The organism is Mesorhizobium sp. M7A.F.Ca.US.008.03.1.1, assembly GCF_003997495.1.
Taxonomy (GTDB): Bacteria; Pseudomonadota; Alphaproteobacteria; order Rhizobiales; family Rhizobiaceae; genus Mesorhizobium.
Genome location: NZ_RZRU01000009.1, coordinates 238,417 through 258,646 on the forward strand (window position 1 = coordinate 238,417; position 20,230 = coordinate 258,646).

Consider the following 20,230-nt stretch of genomic DNA (forward strand, 5'->3'; position numbering starts at 1 on the left):
TGGAATATCCGGCGCGTGCTTCGGCGCAGGTGAGGGGAACCTAACTTTCCCTGGCATGTTTCCCCAGGGCAAAGAAAATCCGGAGGGAAATCCATGGGCGCCAAATCATCTCGCGACGCAGCCTGGCCATCGTAAGGATGAGGCGCTAGCCGCACGCAAGAGGCTGCCGCCAAACCCGATAAACGAATGATTGGGATCGAGACCAGGTGCACGGTGATGCTGACACGATAGACTTGCAGCCGCGGCCGGAAGGCCAGGAATAGCAACACGCGCGGTTTTCACAGGAAGCGGTAGCTTGCAAGCTGGTAAAACCCATCGAGTTGGATATGGCAACCAGTCTGTCTTGGAGCGCCGTTAGATTCACTCACAAATGACCTCTGATCGGGGGCCGCCCGGTCCGTCGCCGAGAACAGTGCCCAGGTGGGAGCCACCAGTCCAAACGAGTCCGAACGCGATTTGCAACTATCCCGGGCAGGTTTGCGCCTCGGCGCGTGCAATGCGGCGGCTGATGGAACATCGTGAATGTCGCGGCCGTTTAAAGATCTTGGAGGTGGCCGCATGCACCTTGTCCAGATCCTGCTTCCTCGTTCCGACAACGCGGGAGAGCCCTTCGCCAAGGAAGACTTCGACCGTGTGAAGCAAGAACTCGCTGATACCTTCGAAGGTGTCACTGCGTATCTTCGGGCGCCCGCGGAAGGGGTGTGGAGGCAGGGAAATGAGTCCGACATGGACGAGATCGTCATCTTCGAGGTGATGACGGAAGAAGTCGATCTGCCCGATTGGCGAAGGCGCCGAGCGGAGTTGGAGCGCCGTTTCCGGCAGGACGAGATCATCATACGCTACCTACCGATGGCATTGGTCTAGCAGCCCGCGAGGTTCAGATGCCTCTAGTTGATCAACGTGTTTGCCACGTCCGTCCCGGGGCGAACAGCAACTGCATTCGACGAAATCTGAAATGGGTTGTTGTCATAGTTATTTGCGAGCCTCTGCGACCTGCGCAATTCGATGCCGTAGCTTTCAGGAGAGCGGCATACCGGGGTTGCTGAGACGATCGGTACGAGCGCGGTGTCGTGCCAAGTCGCCAAAGCGGGAGCGCTTGGCTGCGCTTGGTCAAGCTATTTATCCTAGCCGGGGAGATGAATTTGCCGAGAAACTGGGCTCGACGCCAGCGCCGGCTGTTCCGAAATTTCCGGCGACGTAGCGATCAACGAGGCGGCCTGATTACTAATCGGCCCGCATCCATCCCTGTGACCGCCGCCTAGAAGGCCGCATCCACGATCTTGCTGCTCGAAGCCGAGCATTCACGCTGTCGGGCAGCTCAACTGACATCCAGCATGTAGACTATCGAGAGGGGCAGCTTGTACTTCGGACCTCGTGTTGCAAGTCACGCATGTCGACCTAATGGGGCAGGTTAGAAGTTGTCTCAACCGCCTCACCTAGTGCGGACTACTACGCGTTTTCGGCCGCCATGTTGACAGCCGATTCAGCAAGTTGTGTCAGCGCCTCGTCAGTCGCCTTCTCCTCTCCAAGCGTAATATTGAGGAGAGAAACCGCTCGCTCGAGCGCAACCCTTCAGCGCCCATGGCTTCGACAAGGTCACGAATATTCTTCGTGGATATTCAGTGTGGTCTACAAGCTTCCGTGCCAGCACTCCGAATGCTAATCTATAATCTTCATAGGTAAGAGCCTTCTATGTAGTCACAACGGTAGCTTGCGAAACGGTCTTCCGGATTTGCGCATGTTAAGCGGCCGTCATGTACCGCAGAATGTCTGTAGGACGCGTTCATCCGGGCGTGGCGGGTCAGCATAGCGTTCCATTCCCGGCTGCTCATCGAAGGGCCGGCTGATGACCCTCAGAATCTCCTCGAAAGGTGTGAAGTCGCCGCCCAGCGCCGCCTGAATCATCGCCTCGATGCGATGGTTGCGAGGAATGAATTTGGGGTTCATAGAATCCATGGCAGAGCGGCGCGTGGCCGTATCGGCTGCTTCGCTTGCAATCCGTTCGCGCCACCGCGCCGACCAGGCATCGAATGCGCCTGGATTCTGAAACAACTGCCGCGCCGTGCCCTGAGCATCCGGAGCGTCGAGGTCCTCGCCCAGACGCCGGAAGCCGAGCGTAAAGTCCGCTTCGCCGCGAGCTAGTACATCCAGAAAATCAGCCGCGAGCTGCAAGTCGCCTTCCGCCTCGGTCAGCAATCCGAGTTTTCCGCGGAAGCCGCGCTGCAAGACAGTCTCATAGGAGGACTGGAAAGACCCAAGCACCTCATCGGCTTCAGAGACGGCTTCATTCTCGTCCGTGCTCAAGAGCGGCAGCAGTGTCTCGGCAAAGCGCGCAAGGTTCCATGTCGCGACACGAGGCTGGTTGGCATAGGCATAGCGGCCGACACGGTCGATCGAACTAAACACCGCGCTCGGGTCATAGGCGTCCATGAAGGCGCATGGGCCATAGTCGATCGTCTCGCCCGAGATCGCCATGTTGTCGGTGTTCATGACGCCATGGATGAAGCCGACCAGCATCCAGCGCGCCATCAGATCGGCCTGTGCAGCGACAACGGCCTCCAGCAAAGCGCGGTACGGCCGCGCTTGACCCGCCAGCTGCGGGAAGTGGCGCTGAATGGCATAGTCGGCGAGGATCCTGAGCCCCCCGGTGTCGTGGCGCGCAGCGAAATATTGGAAGGTGCCTATCCGGATATGGCTGGCCGCCACTCTTGTAAGGACAGCGCCGGGCAGCTGGACCTCGCGATAGACCGGGTCACCGGTGAGCACAGCCGCCAAGCATCGCGTCGTAGGAATGCCCAGCGCGGCCATTGCTTCGCTGACGACATATTCGCGCAGGACCGGGCCGAGCGCTGCGCGGCCGTCACCGTTGCGCGAGAACCGCGTCGGTCCCGATCCCTTCAACTGGATGTCACGGCGAATGCCGTTGACGTCCACCACTTCGCCAAGCAGCAGAGCGCGCCCGTCGCCGAGCTGAGGCACGAAGTTTCCGAACTGGTGACCTGCATAGGCCAGGGCGATTGCTTGCATGCCTGCCGGAAATCTGTTGCCAGCGAGCATATCCACTCCGTCCGGGCCGGTAAGCTGGTCGGCATCGAGCCCGAGTTCCTTGGCAAGGGGCCTGTTGAACCGGATCAGCCTGGGTTTGGACACCGGCTTCGGATCTGTTTGCGCGAAGAAGCGCTCCGGCAGTTGCGCATAGCTGTTGCTGAGGGCGGGAGGCCCCATCTTAATCGCTTGGGGTTGTTCAGCGGTCGCAGGTGACGTCATGACAATCTGACTCTAGAAGGGAGGGGGCCCACAGCTCCCGCTTCCAGGAGCCTGTGTTCATTTGTGGATATAGGGACGCAACTTCGCTGGTACATCCGGGTCCATCAGGCCGGCACCAGATAAAAGTTGGGAACCGCTCGCCTACATCGCGGTTCGGGGCTACCATGGGACGACAGGCGACACCGGCAAGCTGACCCCCTTCTGCAGTGTCGATCACCGATAGACCTTGCGAATCCATTCTGCCGTTGTCCATGACGACGATCTTGTCGGCCGTCGTCATAGGCGTACGGACGGCAGGCCCTTCGCCGTGCCGCCCCCGCCGCCGCGGGGCTGATGCGACCGGCCGGACTCGGCCAAAAAGGCGTCTTACCTGCAGCGAGAAATCTGGCCTTGCGCGTGCCGTTGCCGACCGCGCGATTTACACGTACGCCCGTCAGATTTTCCAGGAAGGCAGTCACGACAGCTTCTTAGCCAGTCCTAACATGGCCGGACCAAGCTGTTTCAGAGCCAGATACCAAAACTAGATCAAGCGTAGTGCACCTCGCCAACAAGCCACCTGAGGTCCGTCCGCTTAATGTCGCTACACGGTTGACGAGCGGCTATCTATTATAGCCACTCTTTGGTCTACCAGGCGTCTCCAAAAATCCGGCCAGGTAGGGAATGGAACTTTCTGCCGATCAGTGGGCTTTCGGATACGTTCGTCGGAGACGATGTGGAGAAATATATGCGGAACCTTATGCTGGCCTTCGCAGCACTTGCCCTAGCCGCGTGCCAATCGGCTCCTGAACCGCCGCAATCCGCCCCTATCGCACCTGCTACCGTTCCCTCCCAACCCGCCTTGGATCCTGCCGTTGTTCCGCCTGTCCAGCCAATCATGGATCAAGCCGTGACAATCACTCCTCCTTCAAAGGGCGTTCCAACAAAGTACGCTGCTTTTTCGGGCAATTGGGCCGGACGATTGGAAGGCACATATGAAGGTAAACTGGCTGTTCAATCTGTTTCTTCGAAGGGAAAGGTGACCGTAACCTACGCGTGGGGAATTCTGGGCGATAACAATCCGGGAGAGGCCGCAGGCGAAGGTAAAATTGTAGGGACTACGTTGAAGTTGGGGCGCCTCCCGAATGGCGCGGACGTCAGTTTTATGATGTTGCCCGACGGAACGCTGGCCGGAACCCATACGCTCGCCGGCCAGACCTATACGGGCATGTTCATCAGACAATGATCAAAGAAGATACGGTCGCGCTCCTGCGGTTTTCATCCGAGCGCGCCATTGGATCATCTCGATATAGCGGCCCTTCGCCTCCGCAAGTGGCGCGGGCTTTGCAGCAGCCGGCCACCACCTAGATCGTCAGCGTGTTGGGCTTGAACATGGATGGCCAGGCCAGGCCGGCGTCGATCGGCAATGAGAGCTCATCCACACCAATTCCATGGACGGCATGTCGTTGGCGATGACGGATTCAGTTCGAGACAATGCTGAACCAGGCGTCAACATCTTAGTCTAGGCGAGGGCTGCTACCTGCCGCTGAGGGCTCGCTACTTTGAGCAAAGCGACCAGTTCGGTCTAGGGAAAAATCAGTGTTCGAGATAGGTGCGGTAGGACCGGTGATGGCAGAAGCCCCAGCGGCTTCCTTCAGCGACCGGCCCGATGCTAATGCTGTTGCAAGCCGGGCTTCGGCGGAGTCGCGTCGAACAGGCTACGCACATGCACGGCGAACCATCAGGGTTGAAGCGGCCAACTTCCTCATACCATGATCACCGCGCATCGATCTAACGCCAGACCGTAGGGGCCGGTATCGACGAATGGCGCCACCGACGGCAGCAGCCGCCCCAAGTCGGATCGCTGGTGAACAGATGGGACCCGCAACGTTCCGCCGGTCCCCGGCACGACGCCGTCCGGCAGCAAGCGGGCATCGGCGACGATTGTCTCTACGCGGCGAGGACTGCAGGGTTGCGGCGGACGCCAATCTGGGCGACGCCGCCGGCGGCTTGAGCCTGGCCGACGGCACGACGCTGAGGACCACCGCGGCCTTCACCTCGGCGCGCAACATCACCCTGACCTCGGGTACTGGGATGGTCCAGACCGATGCGGACCGCACTCTGTCGGGCCCGATCGCCGGTGCCGGAAGACTTAGCAAGATTGGCGCTGGGACGCTCACGCTCGCCGGCACCAATACCTACGCTGGGCCGACCATGGTGACAGCCGGCGAGCTCTATGTCGATGGCGACAACAGCGCGTCAACCGGGGCAGTGTCGGTCGCAAGCGGCGCAACCCTCCGCGGCAAGGCATGATCGGCGCCGACGTCAAGGTGGCGGACAGCGCGACCCTGCCGCCTGGCTCGGCCGATGGCACGCCAGGCACGCCGGCGCCGGCAACCTCAGTCTATCCGGCGGCTCGACCCTCAACTATTTTCGGGAAGGCGAACGTCGCCGCCGGAGCGCTCAACGTCCTGAACACGGTCAAGGGGCCTGTCGTAACGGTCGCAACAAGCAGAGCCATGGCATGGGCATAGCCGTTCTCATGAAAATGGCGACGTGTTGGTTCCCGAAGTGCCGGGGCAGCGTCATGAGGCTGCTGTACGCTAAAAAAACTGCTGGACCGTTAGCTAAAGAGACAACAATGGCACACAGCGTTCCTCTGAAGCCTTCTAACGATCAATTGTAGGCGCAATCTGGGGCGGCGCTCCTTCGCCGCGCCGGCAGTGGGCATGACCTTACCCGGCTGCCAACCATTTGCGCGATTGGGCAAACGCCGTGAACGCCTTGGCCTCCATCGGGCGACCAAAAAAATAGCCCTGCAGAATATCGCAGCCTAGCTCCTTCAGGATACGCGCGTGGTCGTTCGTCTCGACACCCTCGGCAATGACTTCGATGCCGAGCGATTTGCCGATCTCAATGATGGACGAGACCAGTTGACGCTGCGGGATAGACTGGGTGACGGGCGTGATCAGTTGACGGTCGATCTTGAGCCGGCGCGGCTGCAGCTTGAGCAAGGACACTATCGAGGCATGGCCAGTGCCGAAGTCATCGATCTCAATGTCGATGCCAAGTTCCTTTATGTGCTCTAGGTTCCACGTGACCAGGTCGTCATTATCATCGAGGAAGATGGACTCAACCAGCTCAAACGAAACGGTTCCTTTCTTGATGGCAAGTTTGCGCAAGCCCTGGATCAGATCCTTGTCCTCCAAGCGCTTGGCGGAGACATTGACCGAGACGTGCGGAATGTTGAGACCGCTGCTCGACCAGTGCTCGAAATTCTCTAGCGCCTGTTCAAGGACCGCGCGATCGATGACTGCCACGACATTAAGTTCTTCGGCTACTTTGAGATAATTTTGAGGCGCCAGGATGCCGCGTGTTGGATGCTTCCAGCGCGACAACGCCTCTACTCCGACGATCTCGAGCGTGCTGGCGTCGAACTGCGGCTGATAGTATGTCGTGAATTCGGCGCGCTCCAGCCCGCCCAGAATTTCGTCGGCTATTTGCTTGGTCCGCACGATCTCGCTTTGCAGCTCTTCGTCAAAGAACTCGTGTCGATTGCGACCACGGCCCTTCGCCCGGTAAAGAGCGAGATCGGCGTTGACCAGCAGTTGCTTGGATTCGGTTCCGGCGGCGATTCCGATGCTCACTCCGAACCGGCACGGATTGCCCAGAAAATCGACCGGCCGGCGCATCTGTGTGATGATGCGGTCGGCGAGTGCGGAAAGTTGCTTGTCATCACGCCCATGGCTCACCACGACGAACTCGTCACCGCCAATGCGTGCAACAAAATCACCGGGAGTCGTGTTGACCTTGATGACCTTGGAAGCGTGCACCAGCATAGCGTCACCCGCCGCGTGGCCCAGCGTATCATTGATCTGCTTGAATCGGTCGAGGTCCAGATGCAGCAGTGCCGTACGGGTGTCCTTCTCGCTGTTTTCCGCAAGCAACTCATCGAGATAGCGACGGTTGGGCAGATCCGTCAGCGGATCATGCAGCGCCACATGCTCGACATGTGCTTTGGCGACCTTGAGTTCGGCATTCTTCGATTCTGACAGCTGGCGCTCGCGCATGAGCGTCTCGTTGAGCCGCACATCGCTGGTCACGTCCCACTCGGCCCCAATCATCTTTGGCGTGCCGCCGATGTCCTGGAAGAAAGCTGCGCGCGTGCGCACGTGGCGGATGCCGCCCTCCGCAAGCAGGACTCGGTATTGCGAGGAATAGGGTCCTTTGCTCTCTGCGGCCGACTCAAACTCCTGGAGCGCGCGGTTGAAATCGTCGGGATGAATGGCCGAAGCCCAGTCATCATAGCCCCGCGGTTTGCCATCGGATGGCTTGCCGTAGATCTGGTTGACGCGGTCATCCCATAGCAGCTCTTTTGTGGCCAGGTCGTGCTCCCACACGCCAATCCCAGAAGCTTCCAGAGCCAGCTCAAGACGGCCGGACAAGCGTCTGAGCTCGGCATAGTTTTTCTGTCTCTCGCCAAACAGCCGCCCGGCCACCAGGATCGGCAGCACCACCAGGGCGCCGGCAAAGCCTATGAGCCCCCGCAAAATCCAGGCATTCTTTGGAGTGGCTGGCCAGCCCCCCTTCGGTATAGCTGAAATCACCCAAGAGCCCGAAGGCAGTTGCACATCTGCCGACACTGGCTTGCCGGCGAGGACATTGTCTTCCCCGAAGAAACGTTTGCCGCCCCCGCCTAGCGCGTCGATCCCCGTCAGCGCGACGTCGATGTCCAGCCCGGGGTCATTCAGGCCGCTTGCCGCGTAGAGCTGGTCGACATCGATGACGGCCGAGATGATGCCCCAGAAGCGGCTGCCGCCGCCCGCCGTCGGCACAAAGACCGGAATGCGGCCGACAAAGCCCCGCCCTCCCTGGGCCAGGTCGACAGGACCTGCCAGCACAAGAACGCCGAGGTCACGCGCGCGAAGCGCGGCCGTCCGTTGCGCCTCGCTCTTTCGGTAATTGAGCCCGATCGCCTTCTGGTTGCCTTCCATGGGATACATCAGCGAGATGACGAGATCGGGAGCACCAGCGATGTTGCGCAGCTGCGATCTCTGTTGGAACAGGTTGCTGGCAAGGGAGGCAAATCTCTGCTGTCCCATATACGGCTCCGTAACGACGGCCGAGACCAGGCCCTGAACGAGTTGGAGGTTACCGTTCACATTGCCTTCGAGCTTGGCCCGGATGATGTTGACCTTGGCCTGAACTTCGGCGCGCGCGAGCTGGTCGGAGACTTTCGTGTTCTGCAAGTCGGCAAGAATCGCGCCAATCACAAGCACGGCGATCGCAATTGCCGCCGGCAGATTGGCCGTTGAAAAAACCGCCTTTCTTACGCCCTGGAAATCAAAAATTGCTCTTTCCGATCCACCCAATTGCGTTTCCTTGACAACAATCCCACCGGTCAAACTAGGAGGAACTGCTTAAATTTAGACTTCCACGGTTCATAAAAGCTTCCGGTCTCTGCCCAAGTTCCGAAAGGCTGCACTTGGGCATTCGCGTTTCCTTGTTGACGACGCGCAAAGGCTCCAGCAAAACTCTTGATGAAACCTTCGACCCAGCGGTCGCTTCTGCGCTCGTGCGGAAGGCGGTTTGGAGTTCTCCTCACTCGAGTGCCACCCCGGCGCCATCGCCTACATGCTCGAGCTTACGATCTTTCGACGGAGGCCACTCGAAAAACAGTGTTTCTGCAAAGCCCTCGGCGAGACAGGCGCCCCGCAAGCACGCTCTGCCCGCCTGAGACAGCCGTGCAGGAACAGTGCCTGCCACGGTCACGCCGGAGATCGGCAGGCTCGCACCGACGGTGGTATGATCGCGAGACCCTTGCACTGAGGCAAGCGCCAGTCTGCAGCCCTGATCCTGGCCGGAGTACGCTGGTGACCATCGTCGGGCCGGCCGGTGCAACGCCCGCCAATGGCTTGGCGATTGGCTTCGTCGTAGGGACCGATCGCACCCGGCTATCGGTGATAATTCACCGGATGCGGGACGGAAGATTGCGGACGAACAACGGCATAATCGCGCCCCCCGACGATGCCGTTGCAACCTTCAACTCAAAAGAGAACGTTCGGGAAGACGATCATCCGCGTTCAGCCAGGATATGCCCTGTGTCAAATCCGATTGCCCTCCCAAGTTGGGTTTCCTGTGTGAAATGGCGACGGCATGATTGCCGGCTGCTCCCGCGCGTCCATAGTCGCTTCATGAATGCGCAATACGTTGAACTCGTCTTGTTTGAGCAGTCGCTGTCATATCTAGGCAGTATGAATCGCCCGTTTTCCGATCGGGTGGAAGACGCGGCCGAAAAGACCGCCGGCTCGGTGCTGTTCGACGTCCGTGTCGATGGCGACCGGCGATTTCAAAGAATTGCGGCTATTGGATATGGCGCGGACGGCACTGTTGCAATTGCCTTGGGCAAAGACGGACACCTTATTTCGGCGCCCATTGATGGAGGCGAGGCCTTGATTGCCGAAATAGCGGCCTGGTTCTCGCTGAGCATGGCCGAGCAGTCATCTAACAGCTACAATGATGCCCCTGCCAGACTCCTGGCGAATCTGCGAAAGGCAGGCATCCTCGATTGCAATGGCCGCACGGGCGCCAAGTAGTTGCCGTCGAATGGCGCGCTCGGCTAGGCGCGCGCCCCGAGTTGAGGCGCTTACCAAGACCCTTTTGGAAACCAGCGGCGAGGCATCATCGCCACGTCGGGCGGATTGCTGACGTTGTCAGTGGGAATGCCTCTTGCCAGAACTGACAGGCGTTTGGGCAGAAGTGATCATTTTCTGAAATTCCGAGAGAATCTCGGGGAAACTCTGCGCGAGATATCGAACAACACGGGCGTTCTCCAGCAACCGGCAGAGATACCCGCTGGCCACCACCAGATCCAGGTGGTCGGATCCGTAGCTCTTCTCGACAAGCTGGTATTCCTTATCGAGTTTGGTTGATTCGTTCTCCATCAATGCGACCTGCGCATCGCTCAGTCCGGCTAGCTTTTTCGGCTGCGACGTATCGGCAAGCTGTGAGGGCGAGGTCGCGCCGACCAGCGATTTTGCGTAGTTGATCGAGAACTTGTTCATGGCGATCATCAGTTGCGCCGCCTCGATCTGACGCACGGCTGCCAGCTTTCGCAGTTCGATAAACGTGTTGGTGGGAACGAAGCGGTCCTTGAGCATGTCGATCGCTTCCGGGCAGATCCCTTTCAGCAGATGCTTTTTAAGCCTGATTTGGCCGATGTTGACATTGAGGGTTCTCGCGATGGTCTCTTCCGGGACGCCGCTGTCGATGGCCTTCAGGATCATGAAGTGTTCCTGGATCGTCGCGAGCCGGCTTACCCGTTTGTTGTAGGTGAATGCCTCGTCATCGTTGGCGACCAAACAATCAACCTCAGTGACGCCCATCTCCCGCAAGATCTCGATGCGCATGTGGCCGTCGACCAAGAGGCACTTTCCCGGCGTGTCCTTGTCCCTTGCGACTACGGGCAGTTCCACCAGTCCGATCTCGCGAACGGACGACCTGACCTGTAGGTACTTTGGAGTTTCCCTGGCGCTTTCGGTGATCAGGTGAAGCGGCTGGATGTCTTCAAACCGAAGGCGGATTGTATCGCGCTCAAAAGCGGATTTTACGTCCGGAAGGGTAGGATGCTTTGTGGTCATGCGGGCTCAACCCTGCTGATCCGGGCCGCCAGGTTTCGGGGAAGGGTGTTCAGTCCCTCCGCCGAAAGAAGGTCCTGGAATGCCTCTTCTGCCAAGAGCTGCCGCAGGGCATGGGTGACAAACAGCAGGCGGTTTCGCGTTGCATCCGCCTTCAGGACGAGAATGCGTTTCCTGTCCGTGTCCGCTTTGAAAGCCTTGATCAACGCTGACGCCGAAGGATTTTTCGCGCGTTCGGGCAGGAACGTTCCCAGGCCTTTTCCCCGCCTGCGGCGGTTCTCAATCAGGCGGCGCGCTATCACAAGCTTATGACCACGCAGCTGGTTCTTTTGATAGGCAAGCTGAAGAACAGCCTGGATCCCGGGCTCGTCGGCGCTGGAAATATCGACTGCTACCGACAGTGGGATCTGGCCGGAGTCGACTGCCCGCAGAAGACGCTGTTCGCCTTGCGACAGGAGGCGTGCAATCCCTCTGACATATTCGGTCGAAAGACCGATCTTTGCTGCGATGTCGGCGTCCGAATAGTCGCTTTCTTTCAGCCGACCGATATCGCGAAGAAGGTCATAAGCGGTGTGATACCGGCGAGCACAATTTTCGACCAACCCTTTGACCAGCGCCTCGGCCTTGGTGGCCTCTATCACAAACGCGGGAATCTCGGTCTGGCCAAGCAGCCTGAAGGCCTCGATCCGCCCCTGGCCGCAAACCAGATCGTGCGTGAAAGCGCCTTCGTCGACATCTCTCTTGGTCACCGTGATGGGACGCTTCAGGCCGACGTTCTTGATGCTGTCGACGATGTCCAGGAAGGATTTTTTGCCTCGCGCACGCGGGTTGGTAATCTTGATCGCGTCCAGGCGCAGGAGCGAGATCGGTCTGTTGGTGGCCATCAGCGAGCGGCCGTGATGGCGTCGCGTTCGGCCAAGGCAAACAGCGGATCCAGCGATTTGAAGAAGAAGGTGTTGAATTCCAGCCTTTTGTTCAAGGCGTGGTTTAGGGGCTTCCCGCCAATTTCATGTGTTGGCGCAATCAGGTAATCCAGGATCGTCTGGTTATCGGGGCTCATGCGGATGGCCACTTGCACCTCCGCAGCGGGACCCCTTTCCGCAGAGGCCACCCAATGAGGATAGCCGTACGGAGTGTTGCGACAGCGACCCATCGCAATGGATACGGTGAATTCCTCGTTGATGCGGAGCACGCCGAGACCGCTCTGACGCACCGCGGACCCGCCCGCCCGCTCAATGGTCGTGACTATCGTTTGGACGGCTTCTTCCAAGATCTCACGAAGCCGCCTTCTGATATCAAGAAACCGATAGTTCTGGGACGGATCGTATCCAACGAGTTGGTAGGCTCGCAGCAGACTGCCGAATTTTTTCCTGTAGCGGCTGCTTGGCGGACACTCAGCCGCCGCGTCAATCATCGGGCCGGAAAGTGTGCCGTGCCTCTTCAGGAGTCCAGCGAGCATAACCAACATCTGATCGTTGTTCATTTTAGAAGAGCGGGCATCGGCCATGGCTTGAGCCCGCTTGAAAAGTTTGCGGTCTACAATGGGTTCAAAGACGCCATCGGCGCGCACCAATTGGGCAGTACCATTGGTCACCTTCCTTTGCTTGAGTTTGAAAGACTGCCGGTTCCAGACGTTGTTGCCCACATATTTTTCGTTGCTGAGTATCTGATGAATGGATTCGCGTTTCCAGGATCGATTGAGATCGGTGACCACTCCCTTGGCATTCAACGACCGCGCAATCTGGAGCTCGGTCCGACCAGCCTTCACATACTCATTATAGATCCAGCGCACCGTCGCAATTTCATCAGGTGGTCCAGGTACGAGGATGACACGATCCGTCTGGAGGCTCTTGTACTCTTTGAGAGCGAGCATGGTCTTTGTACGCCCATGCTGGTCAATGAGCCGGCGCCTCAGGCCCAGGCCGGACGACCCTCCTTGCCGGTATCCCATTTGAATGAGCCTGCACTGGCCGGCAAACACCTTGACCGACAACACCCGGCTGTGCTCGGCCGCCATGGTGCGCTTTATCGCCTTGAGCAGATCTGATCCAATGCTGCCATCGTTCGCAAACTGTTCGCCACAGTATTCAATTCGCACGCCGGCAACGCGACACCGGTACTCGTACGACGCACTCTCATCGGGGTTCGGAAATCGCCCCCAGCGGCTCACGTCGTAGACGATAACGATTTCGAAATCCGCGTTCTTCGTTTCGACATCCGCCAATAGCCTTTGCAGGCCGGCGCGACCTTCAAGGTTCAAGCCGCTGCGACCCGCGTCCTCGTATGTGGCCACGAGGTCGTAGTTCATCGCATCCGCGAATTCACGGATTGCATCCTTCTGATTGTCGATCGAATAGCTCTGGTGGTCAGTGGACATTCGCACGTATTGAGCTGCGCGCACGCGTTGTGCGTCTACAGCAGGCCGAAGGACCGTGTGCGCCTGTTCCATCATTCAGCGCCTACAAAGGCAGATTGAACGTCCGCTTGAACCGGCAACCCTAGCGGTATGAGGCTTCAATCGCGTTACACATTGATCGACACTTTGTATCGAATGAGACTTGTTGCCATAAGACGAGAGGCCCGGAAATAGCAGGTAGGACTTCTATCAACACCCGAGAAACCATGTCTTTTATCGTGAGGCCTCGTGCCCCCGTTCCGCCGCATTGCGGCCGCAGGTGGCAAGCCATAGGGATATCAGGCCTTCAAGGGAGACTTCACATGAACTTGCACAAAGTCATAGCCGCCGTGCTGATGACCGCAGCATTGGCAGGGTGCGCGCAGACCGAAGGCCAGCAGCGGGCCGGAACTGGCGCTCTGATCGGCGGCGCTGGCGGCGCCCTCGTCGGTCAGGCCATCGGCGGCAACACCGAAAGCACGCTCATCGGCGCTGCAGGCGGCGCCCTGCTCGGCGCCGTCGTCGGCTCGGCCACTACGCCGCAACGTCGCGGCGAACAGATGTGCCGCTACCAGGACCGCCACGGCCGCATCTACACGGCACCGTGCGACGACAGGTACTACAACGGCGATTATTGAGCAGAGGGTAGTCTGCTCATCACTGTCCTAAGTGGGAAATCGGAACGGAAACTACACTGTGCGTAGTAGCCCTGGTCGTACATTTTTTCTGATCGCGCCGCCGGAGGCGGCGCTACGTTGTCATTCTTTGCCCCTAATAGTGCTACCAGCAGGGACGGCGGGGTTCTGGAGGTCGTTATGACTGAGAGCCTTGCCGGCACGCTGAAGAATCGGGGCAAACAGGCAGCCAAGCAGTTGCTTGGATACGATTCCCGCAACTGGCTGCGTATCCGCCCGATCGAGGCGTTCACCCTCTTTTTCGAAGCCGGCAACCGTAAATCCTCCGACGTCATCGAGATTTCGCCCGGCTGCAGCCGCTATTGGCGTACGATGTGCTCCAACTACCGTTCGGTTGATTTCCCCGCCTTCGATATCTGCAGGGACCGCACCGATGAGCAATATTACATCGTAATCGCCGCTCAGGTGCTGGAACACGTGCGCCGGCGTCAGGCGGCGACGGAAAACATCGACGCCATGACGAGGCCCGGCGGCTGGGCGATGGTGGCGACGCCCTTCCTGTTTCGCGGGCACGCCAGACCTCACGACTACAACAGATGGACACCCGCCGGCCTCGAGCAGCTAATGGTCTAGGGCGGCTTCGCGGAAGCCAACGTCAAGGTCCACGGCTGGGGCAACAGGGCCTGCGCCAGGCCCATACAGGCGGCCCGTCCGCGCCTACGGCCTGTGGCGGGTACTCAGCAACGACGAAGAATACCCGCTGATGGTCTGGGCGTTCGGCAAGAAGGGGTGAGTGACGGGCGCGCGTTCCATCGTGGTGATGGCCAGGCAGTCTCGCTGTACACTTGACCGGATCCGCCGCCAGTGACCTACTTCGAATTCGAGGAGGCGTTCGCGAATGGACATTCGAGCCACATTGACGGAGCTATGCGAGGCCTTCAACGCGCACGATCTCGATCGCATTATGGCGTTCTTTGCCGACGACTGCGTTCTGGAGATGCCAAGGGGAGCCGAGCCTTGGGGAACGCGCTGCACGGGCAAGCGCAGCGTACGAGACGCGCTTGCGACACGCTTTCAGGGTCTGCCCGATGTGCATTACGGCAATGGGCACCACTTTGCGGACGAGGCTGCCAACACCGGCATGTCGAAATGGACCCTCACTGGCACCACCCGCGAGGGCGTAAAAAAGGAAGTGCAAGGTTGCGACTTCTACACGTTTCGCGACGGAAAGGTGATCCGCAAGGACTCATATTGGAAGATCTTGGAGTAGGGGTTGGCGATTCCCGTCTGATCTTTTCGTTGTCCGGCAATCCACACGAGACGGGATTACGCAATGCGCGTTTGCATTTGCCGTACTCGCCGACGAGATGCCAACCCCAAGAATCACGGAATGCATTCGAAGTAGCTGCCAAGGATCAAAAACATGTCCTCATGCGCTCTCCCAGCCCCAGCGAACGCTAATCCATGTCCGGCACGCCGCCACCCCACAAACAGAGTCGTCGGCTCGCCATATTCACCCACCGAAGGGTTAGCCTCGCAGGACCGCGCAAAACGCCAGCATGCTTGCCCACCAGTCGCCTCGCAGCATCGCTCTGTCCAGTCGGCTGCTCTGCCGGTCGACGGGTTGTAGGTCGCCGGTCTGATGACGGTCGAAGGCCGTGACTACGATCAGCCTGGGTGTTTTTTGACAGAAGTTGATTATTTTACATGGAGGGTGTCTTTCCGCTGGACCAACAGCCGGTTGAAGTTGAGCGGTGCAGGGGGAAGAATTTCTGTCATCTCGAATAGAGGCACAGGGTTTTCCCGCTCCGATGCTTTCTGCTTGGCCTTCAGGTCCGTGATCTCCTCGTCGCGCCTCGCAATCCGGCTTTCCAGATTGGCAATGCGCTCCGCAAGGAAATAGCGCCCAATGGCAAATCCGCCGCCGCCGAACAATAAGGCAGACGTAGCAAAGGCCAGCGGGTTAGCCGCTACCAGCGCAGAGTTGCTTTGAATGAAAGCGATAAGGTCATGCATGGCCAAAAAGCACTCCTGTCACGCCGGGAACAATTCAACCTACCGAGGTCGCGGAGGGATCGTAATACCAAGTCGCATCCGGCGTACCCTGGCCTCGCCCTGCCGCGCGAAACGCAGCGACTGCGTCAGTACAAGCTTCCCGCGCTATCGTAGCCGTAGGGCGGGACTGGATCAGTTCGCAATGTCCACGCCAGTCCTCCCACGACAGGGGTAGGTGTCGTCGCAACCAATGGAACTATCCCCGGATGACTGCGGGCTATGGCGACTACTTGAGTCTCCAGCTCGCAAGGCCATTTGCGCCTTCACGGTCTCGAGCGGGCTATGGTAGCCGGCGATAAGCCTCACGGCTTCAGAATGCAGCGCGGCTTTGGCCTCGGCATCCAAGTACATCGTCCCATCGCGGTTCCTCCTTGCGCGCATACGGGTGGTGCAGTGAGTGACATCAAGTCGCTCCTTAAGAGCGCCGTTTTGCACGTATTCCTTCGAGCGCTTTCACCGCGCCGCCGTGCGACGAAAATCATTGCGATGCCGTCCATTTGCATTACTCCCCATGCATGGTCCAGTGAACAAACAGGGAACATAAAAGTCAAGGACGAAATGGGTCGAAAGGGGAATCGACAGGGGAGAGCAACTAAATTGCGGGTTCGTCCTCTTAGCCGTGGCTGGCCGGCAATCTGTGCCGCAGCTCGAACCCTGGACCGCTCGCCGATCCGGATTACGCAGAATGCTTGCTCCGAGCCGCCCAATCGGCGGCCTCATAGCTGGCCAAACACTGCGTCATTCCCGCAGTTCAGAGCCCGAGGGTCTTACCCGTTTCCATCTGAAGGAAAACTGCTGACGAATTCCGGGACACTGAATCTTCGAACGCGTCGACGGCAGAACCGTGGGTGACATCGACCAGCACGGCCGCTGCGGCTTCGACCTCATCGGCCGCTGCGTCAACCTTGTCGAAACGCATCAACATTCGATCGTGGAGCATCGACAACCGCGTCGCGTGGTAAAGCACGCTGCGCTTGTGGTAGTCGGAGTCCAGCGGCTCAAACAGTATTGTCATGACGACAACTCCTCGCCGTTTTCATTGATCGCGACGCCATTTCCTGGCCCGTTTTTTCCTTGGCGCGCGACAGCGATTTCTGGGTTCGTTTGACGCGCAACCTTGACTGATAAATTACGGCTGTTCTGTTTGGTTCCCGCCAAAAAAGTAATCGTGACCCGGCTCCTGGATTTTACCAGGAGCCAGGCCGAAAGAATGTCCTAGTCGTCGTTGTCCTCGATGATCACGTGGCGCCGGTGATGACGGCGTTCGATCGAGCCCGTGGTGACCACGACGTGATCGCGGCGATGGTGCTTGCGGTGCCAATGGCGCTTGCCATTATCGTAAAACGCTTCCGTGCCGTGGCGCCGATGGTGAAGGCGAGCTCCATCCTCGTTGATGACAGCGACGCGGTTGTTATCCCAATGATGACGGTGATGAGCCCTGTTGGTCGTGATGACGATCGAATCCGCCGAAGCCACGGCAGGGGCGGCCAGGCAAAGGGCCAGCGCGCCCAGAATCAGGGGGGTTCTCATTTTCAACTCTCCAAGGAATTAAGATGCCCTTCGCCGAGTAAACATTATTCGCTAGCTTTGGTTCCTGTCGAGAACGACAGCACACACATTCGCCGGTCCTTTAGCGGCGCTGCACGACGGTGGAGGTAGAGCTCGAGGCGCGTATGTCGCCATGGCAGGTCCCGCGATTACCGCGCTGGTTTGCCAGGCAGGGTTGCCGGGGGGCAGCAACCCGCCAATAGCGGAACTTGTGCGGCCGTCAGATCGATATTGGCAGGGTCGATGGCAATGCCTTCTTCAACGGCAACTCAGCACCATGACAAAAATGTAGCATAGCCGAGCCTGCCGAAACGCCGATCAAGGCTCCGGTCAGGCAAGCTTCGAGACGATGACGGCCAGTGACGACAATCTGCCTTCGCTCAGGCTGCGGATGTAGTTCTTGCGTCGCTGCACGAATTCGGTGCCGAGCACGATTTCATTGGCCTGCTGTTGCGCAGGTGAAGGAATGATGCCGGAACCGGCCCTTTGCATCGCCAGTTCGATATGTTCGCCGGTCTCGTCGATGACTTCGTCAATACGGAAACCCGCATCGGCGAACAGGGTCTTCAGGGTATCCCGGTCAACAAGGTGGCTGGTTTCCGGCGCAACCGCCCAGGGCAAGGGGTAATTCGGCTCGCCGCCGGCCAGCACGGCTTCGGTCCAGATCAATTTGCCGCCCGGCTTCAGAACGCGAAAAGCCTGCCCGATGACGGCGGCCTTGTCGGCGATGTTCATGCCGACATAGAAGCAGATTGCCGCGTCGAATGTGCTGTCGACAAAGGGCAGTTTCGCCGCGTCGGCTTCGTGGAAGCGAACCTTGTCCCCAAGGCCGCTGAGCGTGGTCAGTCGGCCGGATGCCTCGACGAAGGCCGGTGTGAGGTCGACGCCGTCGACCTGGCAGCCATAGGTGGCGGCCAGGAAGCGCGCCGGGCCGCCAATGCCGCTGCCGATATCAAGGATCCGGTCGGTGGGCGAGGGGGCAAGACGAGCTCCATGATCCCGCGTGGCGATGAGCTCGCGGCCGTGAAGCTGGTCGAACGGATAGAGCTGCGCGGCACTGATTTTATCGGGTTTCGCATCGGGAATCGCGGCCAATATGCGCTCGACGATGCCGTCGCTGCCGTAATGCGTGGTGACGTTGCTCATGGCTGTCCTCCTCGAACAGCCAGCTTCCCATCAATGGGTTGTCTCCGCAACGCGTGCTGATTCAGGAGTTTGATTCATGACCCGCTACGCCACCATCATCACCGATGCCGACGGCCAGGAAATCGTCAGCGCCATCGGCGAATTCGAAGGGCTGGGCCGCGGCCACGCCTGGGGCGTGTCGAGCAGGTCGCGCCCGGCGCTCTTGACGACCTCAGGGTCCGGACCTGAAGAGTTCTTTTGCGGCGTATCACCCTCTAAGAGGCGTGGGGAACGCTAAGCCCTGAGCTCGGATGTGGTCTTCCAGTTTCATCGCGAGATTTCCCACCCATGGCTCGCCGGTGGCTCCCGCTGAAGCTTGCCTCTGCCTGTGCAAGGTTGCCAGGCGATCTGGAACCTCGAGGTATGTGGAGAGTTGTCCAGCAGCCCATCGGATATCCAAGCCATGGCCCTCATACTGTTTCGGCGTCGAACTCTTAAGCGGCTACATTCACAGAATCGACCGCTCAGAGGGTCAATGTTCCACTTGAGGATCAGTTCCTTGGGTTGAGGCAATGGAGCGCCCGGTTGTTCCACAACGACAAAGAGCGGCTTGTGCGGCTGTTCGTGCCAGATGCCTGGCGAAGCTCACGCATCTCAACCTGCTCACAGCACGTCGGGCAGGTCAGACTGAGGGGCAAACCTCGCCTGATAACCAGCCCCGCGTTTCCGATCCGGAGTGGCGCAATGCCCGATTCGTCTGAAGGGTCCCTCAATTTCTGACCGACTCGAGGTGCAGACTATCATAGTTGATTGTTGCTGCCGGTGACCTCGCGTAATCAAAGGCTCACGTAGCTTTCCAACAGAGGACGGTATGTTGTATCCAGGTCGATTTTTGGAACCGAGCGATATTGTGATGCTTGCCCGTGTTTGTGAGACGGTCTGCAAAGAGCGCGGCGCACCTGTTGCTTCGCGGGCCGGAGAGCGCACAGCTGCGCACGTACTCAGGCTGTTTATGAACGGCTTGACTGGGGAGAATGAGCTGCTTGATGCTGAGAGGAACTGGGCTCGACGGAGTGATTTGGCTTTCGAGCAGGCTCATGTCAGCTACGAGGACACAAGAGAGGCCGCGTGATCCATAGCTTCCTGAGAATTGAAGTAGCGAAGAGAACTGCTCGCTGCACGGGACGAGCCCCAGAGGCACCTTCTGTATAGGGGGTGGGTGTTGCTGCGGCAGTTCAGGTGAGCGCAACAACTTCCGCGCGCAATGGGCGCGGCAACACTGCGGTGGCCGCCTTCTCGGAACGGGCGCGCCCCGGTTTTCAATCGCCCATCCGGTGACCTCGATCCAGGTTGAGGCAACCATCCGCCCGGGTACCTTCACCATCGACCTAGGTTTAGGGCAGCGGTCACAAAATTAGGGGTGAGCGCAGCGCCGGAAACGAAAATCTCGCCGGGATTTTCAGTTGCAATTAGCAAAGAGGCGTAGCCATCCCGAACGACGGATCACGTCGTGTGCTTGCCGGACCCGTCGAGTTCTATCCAGGCTGGCGCATGATCACTCGGCTTTTCCCAGCCTCGCACGTCAGCGTCGA

At 59.1% G+C, this 20,230-nt stretch carries 17 protein-coding genes and 1 pseudogene; 8 read left to right on the forward strand and 10 right to left on the reverse strand.

What is annotated here, in order from left to right; translation table 11 throughout:
- The first annotated feature begins 558 nt into the window (after positions 1-558).
- Positions 559-864, forward strand: coding sequence for a hypothetical protein (locus tag EOA16_RS15370; RefSeq protein WP_127259179.1), 306 nt, complete (start codon positions 559-561; stop codon positions 862-864).
- A gap of 585 nt (positions 865-1,449) precedes the next feature.
- Here the strand turns inward: EOA16_RS15370 and EOA16_RS33645 are convergent.
- On the reverse strand, positions 1,450-1,536 hold the full coding sequence (locus tag EOA16_RS33645; RefSeq protein WP_348630324.1) for a hypothetical protein: 87 nt from the start codon (positions 1,534-1,536) through the stop codon (positions 1,450-1,452).
- Positions 1,537-1,752: 216 nt separating this feature from the next.
- Positions 1,753-3,225 carry a protein adenylyltransferase SelO gene (locus EOA16_RS15380; protein WP_127259180.1) on the reverse strand — a complete coding sequence of 491 codons (1,473 nt, stop codon included), beginning with the start codon at positions 3,223-3,225 and terminating at the stop codon, positions 1,753-1,755.
- A gap of 928 nt (positions 3,226-4,153) precedes the next feature.
- On the opposite strand from EOA16_RS15380, the gene EOA16_RS32645 reads away from it, so the two are divergent.
- Both EOA16_RS32645 and EOA16_RS15390 read left to right on the forward strand, forming a co-directional pair.
- The gene (locus EOA16_RS32645; protein ID WP_245455942.1) at positions 4,154-4,489 is read left to right on the forward strand and encodes a hypothetical protein; all 336 of its coding nucleotides are present in this window, start codon (positions 4,154-4,156) and stop codon (positions 4,487-4,489) included.
- Between the two features lie 698 nt (positions 4,490-5,187).
- A complete protein-coding gene (locus EOA16_RS15390) occupies positions 5,188-5,556 on the forward strand; it encodes an autotransporter-associated beta strand repeat-containing protein (RefSeq protein ID WP_164754277.1) in 369 nt (122 codons plus the stop codon).
- Between the two features lie 422 nt (positions 5,557-5,978).
- Here the strand turns inward: EOA16_RS15390 and EOA16_RS15395 are convergent, their stop codons facing one another.
- Positions 5,979-8,534, reverse strand: a complete 2,556-nt coding sequence (locus EOA16_RS15395; RefSeq protein ID WP_164754280.1) for an EAL domain-containing protein — start codon at positions 8,532-8,534, stop codon at positions 5,979-5,981.
- Positions 8,535-9,116: 582 nt separating this feature from the next.
- Between EOA16_RS15395 and EOA16_RS32870 the strand changes: the two genes are divergently transcribed.
- Positions 9,117-9,839: a hypothetical protein gene (locus EOA16_RS32870; protein ID WP_206517338.1), complete on the forward strand. Its 723-nt coding sequence runs from the start codon at positions 9,117-9,119 to the stop codon at positions 9,837-9,839.
- A 117-nt stretch (positions 9,840-9,956) separates the two neighbouring features.
- Here the strand turns inward: EOA16_RS32870 and EOA16_RS15410 are convergent, their stop codons facing one another.
- The 3 genes from EOA16_RS15410 to EOA16_RS15420 are packed head-to-tail and all read right to left on the reverse strand — an operon-like array spanning position 9,957 to position 13,329.
- Positions 9,957-10,883, reverse strand: a complete 927-nt coding sequence (locus EOA16_RS15410; protein WP_127259183.1) for a plasmid partitioning protein RepB C-terminal domain-containing protein — start codon at positions 10,881-10,883, stop codon at positions 9,957-9,959.
- The gene (locus tag EOA16_RS15415) at positions 10,880-11,764 is read right to left on the reverse strand and encodes a plasmid partitioning protein RepB C-terminal domain-containing protein (protein WP_127259184.1); all 885 of its coding nucleotides are present in this window, start codon (positions 11,762-11,764) and stop codon (positions 10,880-10,882) included. The genes EOA16_RS15410 and EOA16_RS15415 overlap by 4 nt, the downstream gene beginning before the upstream one ends.
- Positions 11,764-13,329, reverse strand: a complete 1,566-nt coding sequence (locus EOA16_RS15420; RefSeq protein ID WP_245455943.1) for a recombinase family protein — start codon at positions 13,327-13,329, stop codon at positions 11,764-11,766. Before EOA16_RS15420 ends, EOA16_RS15415 begins: the two co-directional genes overlap by 1 nt.
- A 269-nt stretch (positions 13,330-13,598) precedes the next feature.
- On the opposite strand from EOA16_RS15420, the gene EOA16_RS15425 reads away from it, so the two are divergent.
- The 3 genes and pseudogenes from EOA16_RS15425 (at position 13,599) to EOA16_RS15435 (ending at position 15,180) form a co-directional block, all read left to right on the forward strand.
- Positions 13,599-13,913 carry a YMGG-like glycine zipper-containing protein gene (locus tag EOA16_RS15425; RefSeq protein WP_127259185.1) on the forward strand — a complete coding sequence of 105 codons (315 nt, stop codon included), beginning with the start codon at positions 13,599-13,601 and terminating at the stop codon, positions 13,911-13,913.
- Positions 13,914-14,090: 177 nt separating this feature from the next.
- A pseudogene (locus EOA16_RS15430) lies at positions 14,091-14,703 on the forward strand (SAM-dependent methyltransferase).
- Between the two features lie 105 nt (positions 14,704-14,808).
- Complete coding sequence (locus EOA16_RS15435; protein WP_127259186.1) at positions 14,809-15,180, forward strand: nuclear transport factor 2 family protein; 372 nt, start codon at positions 14,809-14,811, stop codon at positions 15,178-15,180.
- A 428-nt stretch (positions 15,181-15,608) separates the two neighbouring features.
- Here EOA16_RS15435 and EOA16_RS15445 read toward each other — a convergent pair whose 3' ends face one another.
- The 4 genes from EOA16_RS15445 to EOA16_RS15465 all read right to left on the reverse strand — a co-directional run bounded on the left by EOA16_RS15445 (position 15,609) and on the right by EOA16_RS15465 (position 18,659).
- Entirely contained in the window at positions 15,609-15,926 is a 318-nt protein-coding gene (locus EOA16_RS15445) for a hypothetical protein (protein WP_127259187.1), read from the reverse strand.
- A 790-nt stretch (positions 15,927-16,716) separates the two neighbouring features.
- Positions 16,717-16,980, reverse strand: a complete 264-nt coding sequence (locus EOA16_RS15455) for a hypothetical protein (protein WP_127259188.1) — start codon at positions 16,978-16,980, stop codon at positions 16,717-16,719.
- Positions 16,981-17,180: 200 nt separating this feature from the next.
- Positions 17,181-17,495 (reverse strand): hypothetical protein, encoded by a 315-nt coding sequence (locus EOA16_RS15460; RefSeq protein WP_127259189.1) that lies wholly within the window; start codon positions 17,493-17,495, stop codon positions 17,181-17,183.
- A 348-nt stretch (positions 17,496-17,843) separates the two neighbouring features.
- On the reverse strand, positions 17,844-18,659 hold the full coding sequence (locus EOA16_RS15465) for a methyltransferase domain-containing protein (RefSeq protein WP_127259190.1): 816 nt from the start codon (positions 18,657-18,659) through the stop codon (positions 17,844-17,846).
- 76 nt (positions 18,660-18,735) lie between these two features.
- Between EOA16_RS15465 and EOA16_RS32650 the strand changes: the two genes are divergently transcribed.
- Positions 18,736-18,936: a hypothetical protein gene (locus tag EOA16_RS32650; protein WP_164754266.1), complete on the forward strand. Its 201-nt coding sequence runs from the start codon at positions 18,736-18,738 to the stop codon at positions 18,934-18,936.
- The last annotated feature ends 1,294 nt before the right edge of the window (positions 18,937-20,230 follow it).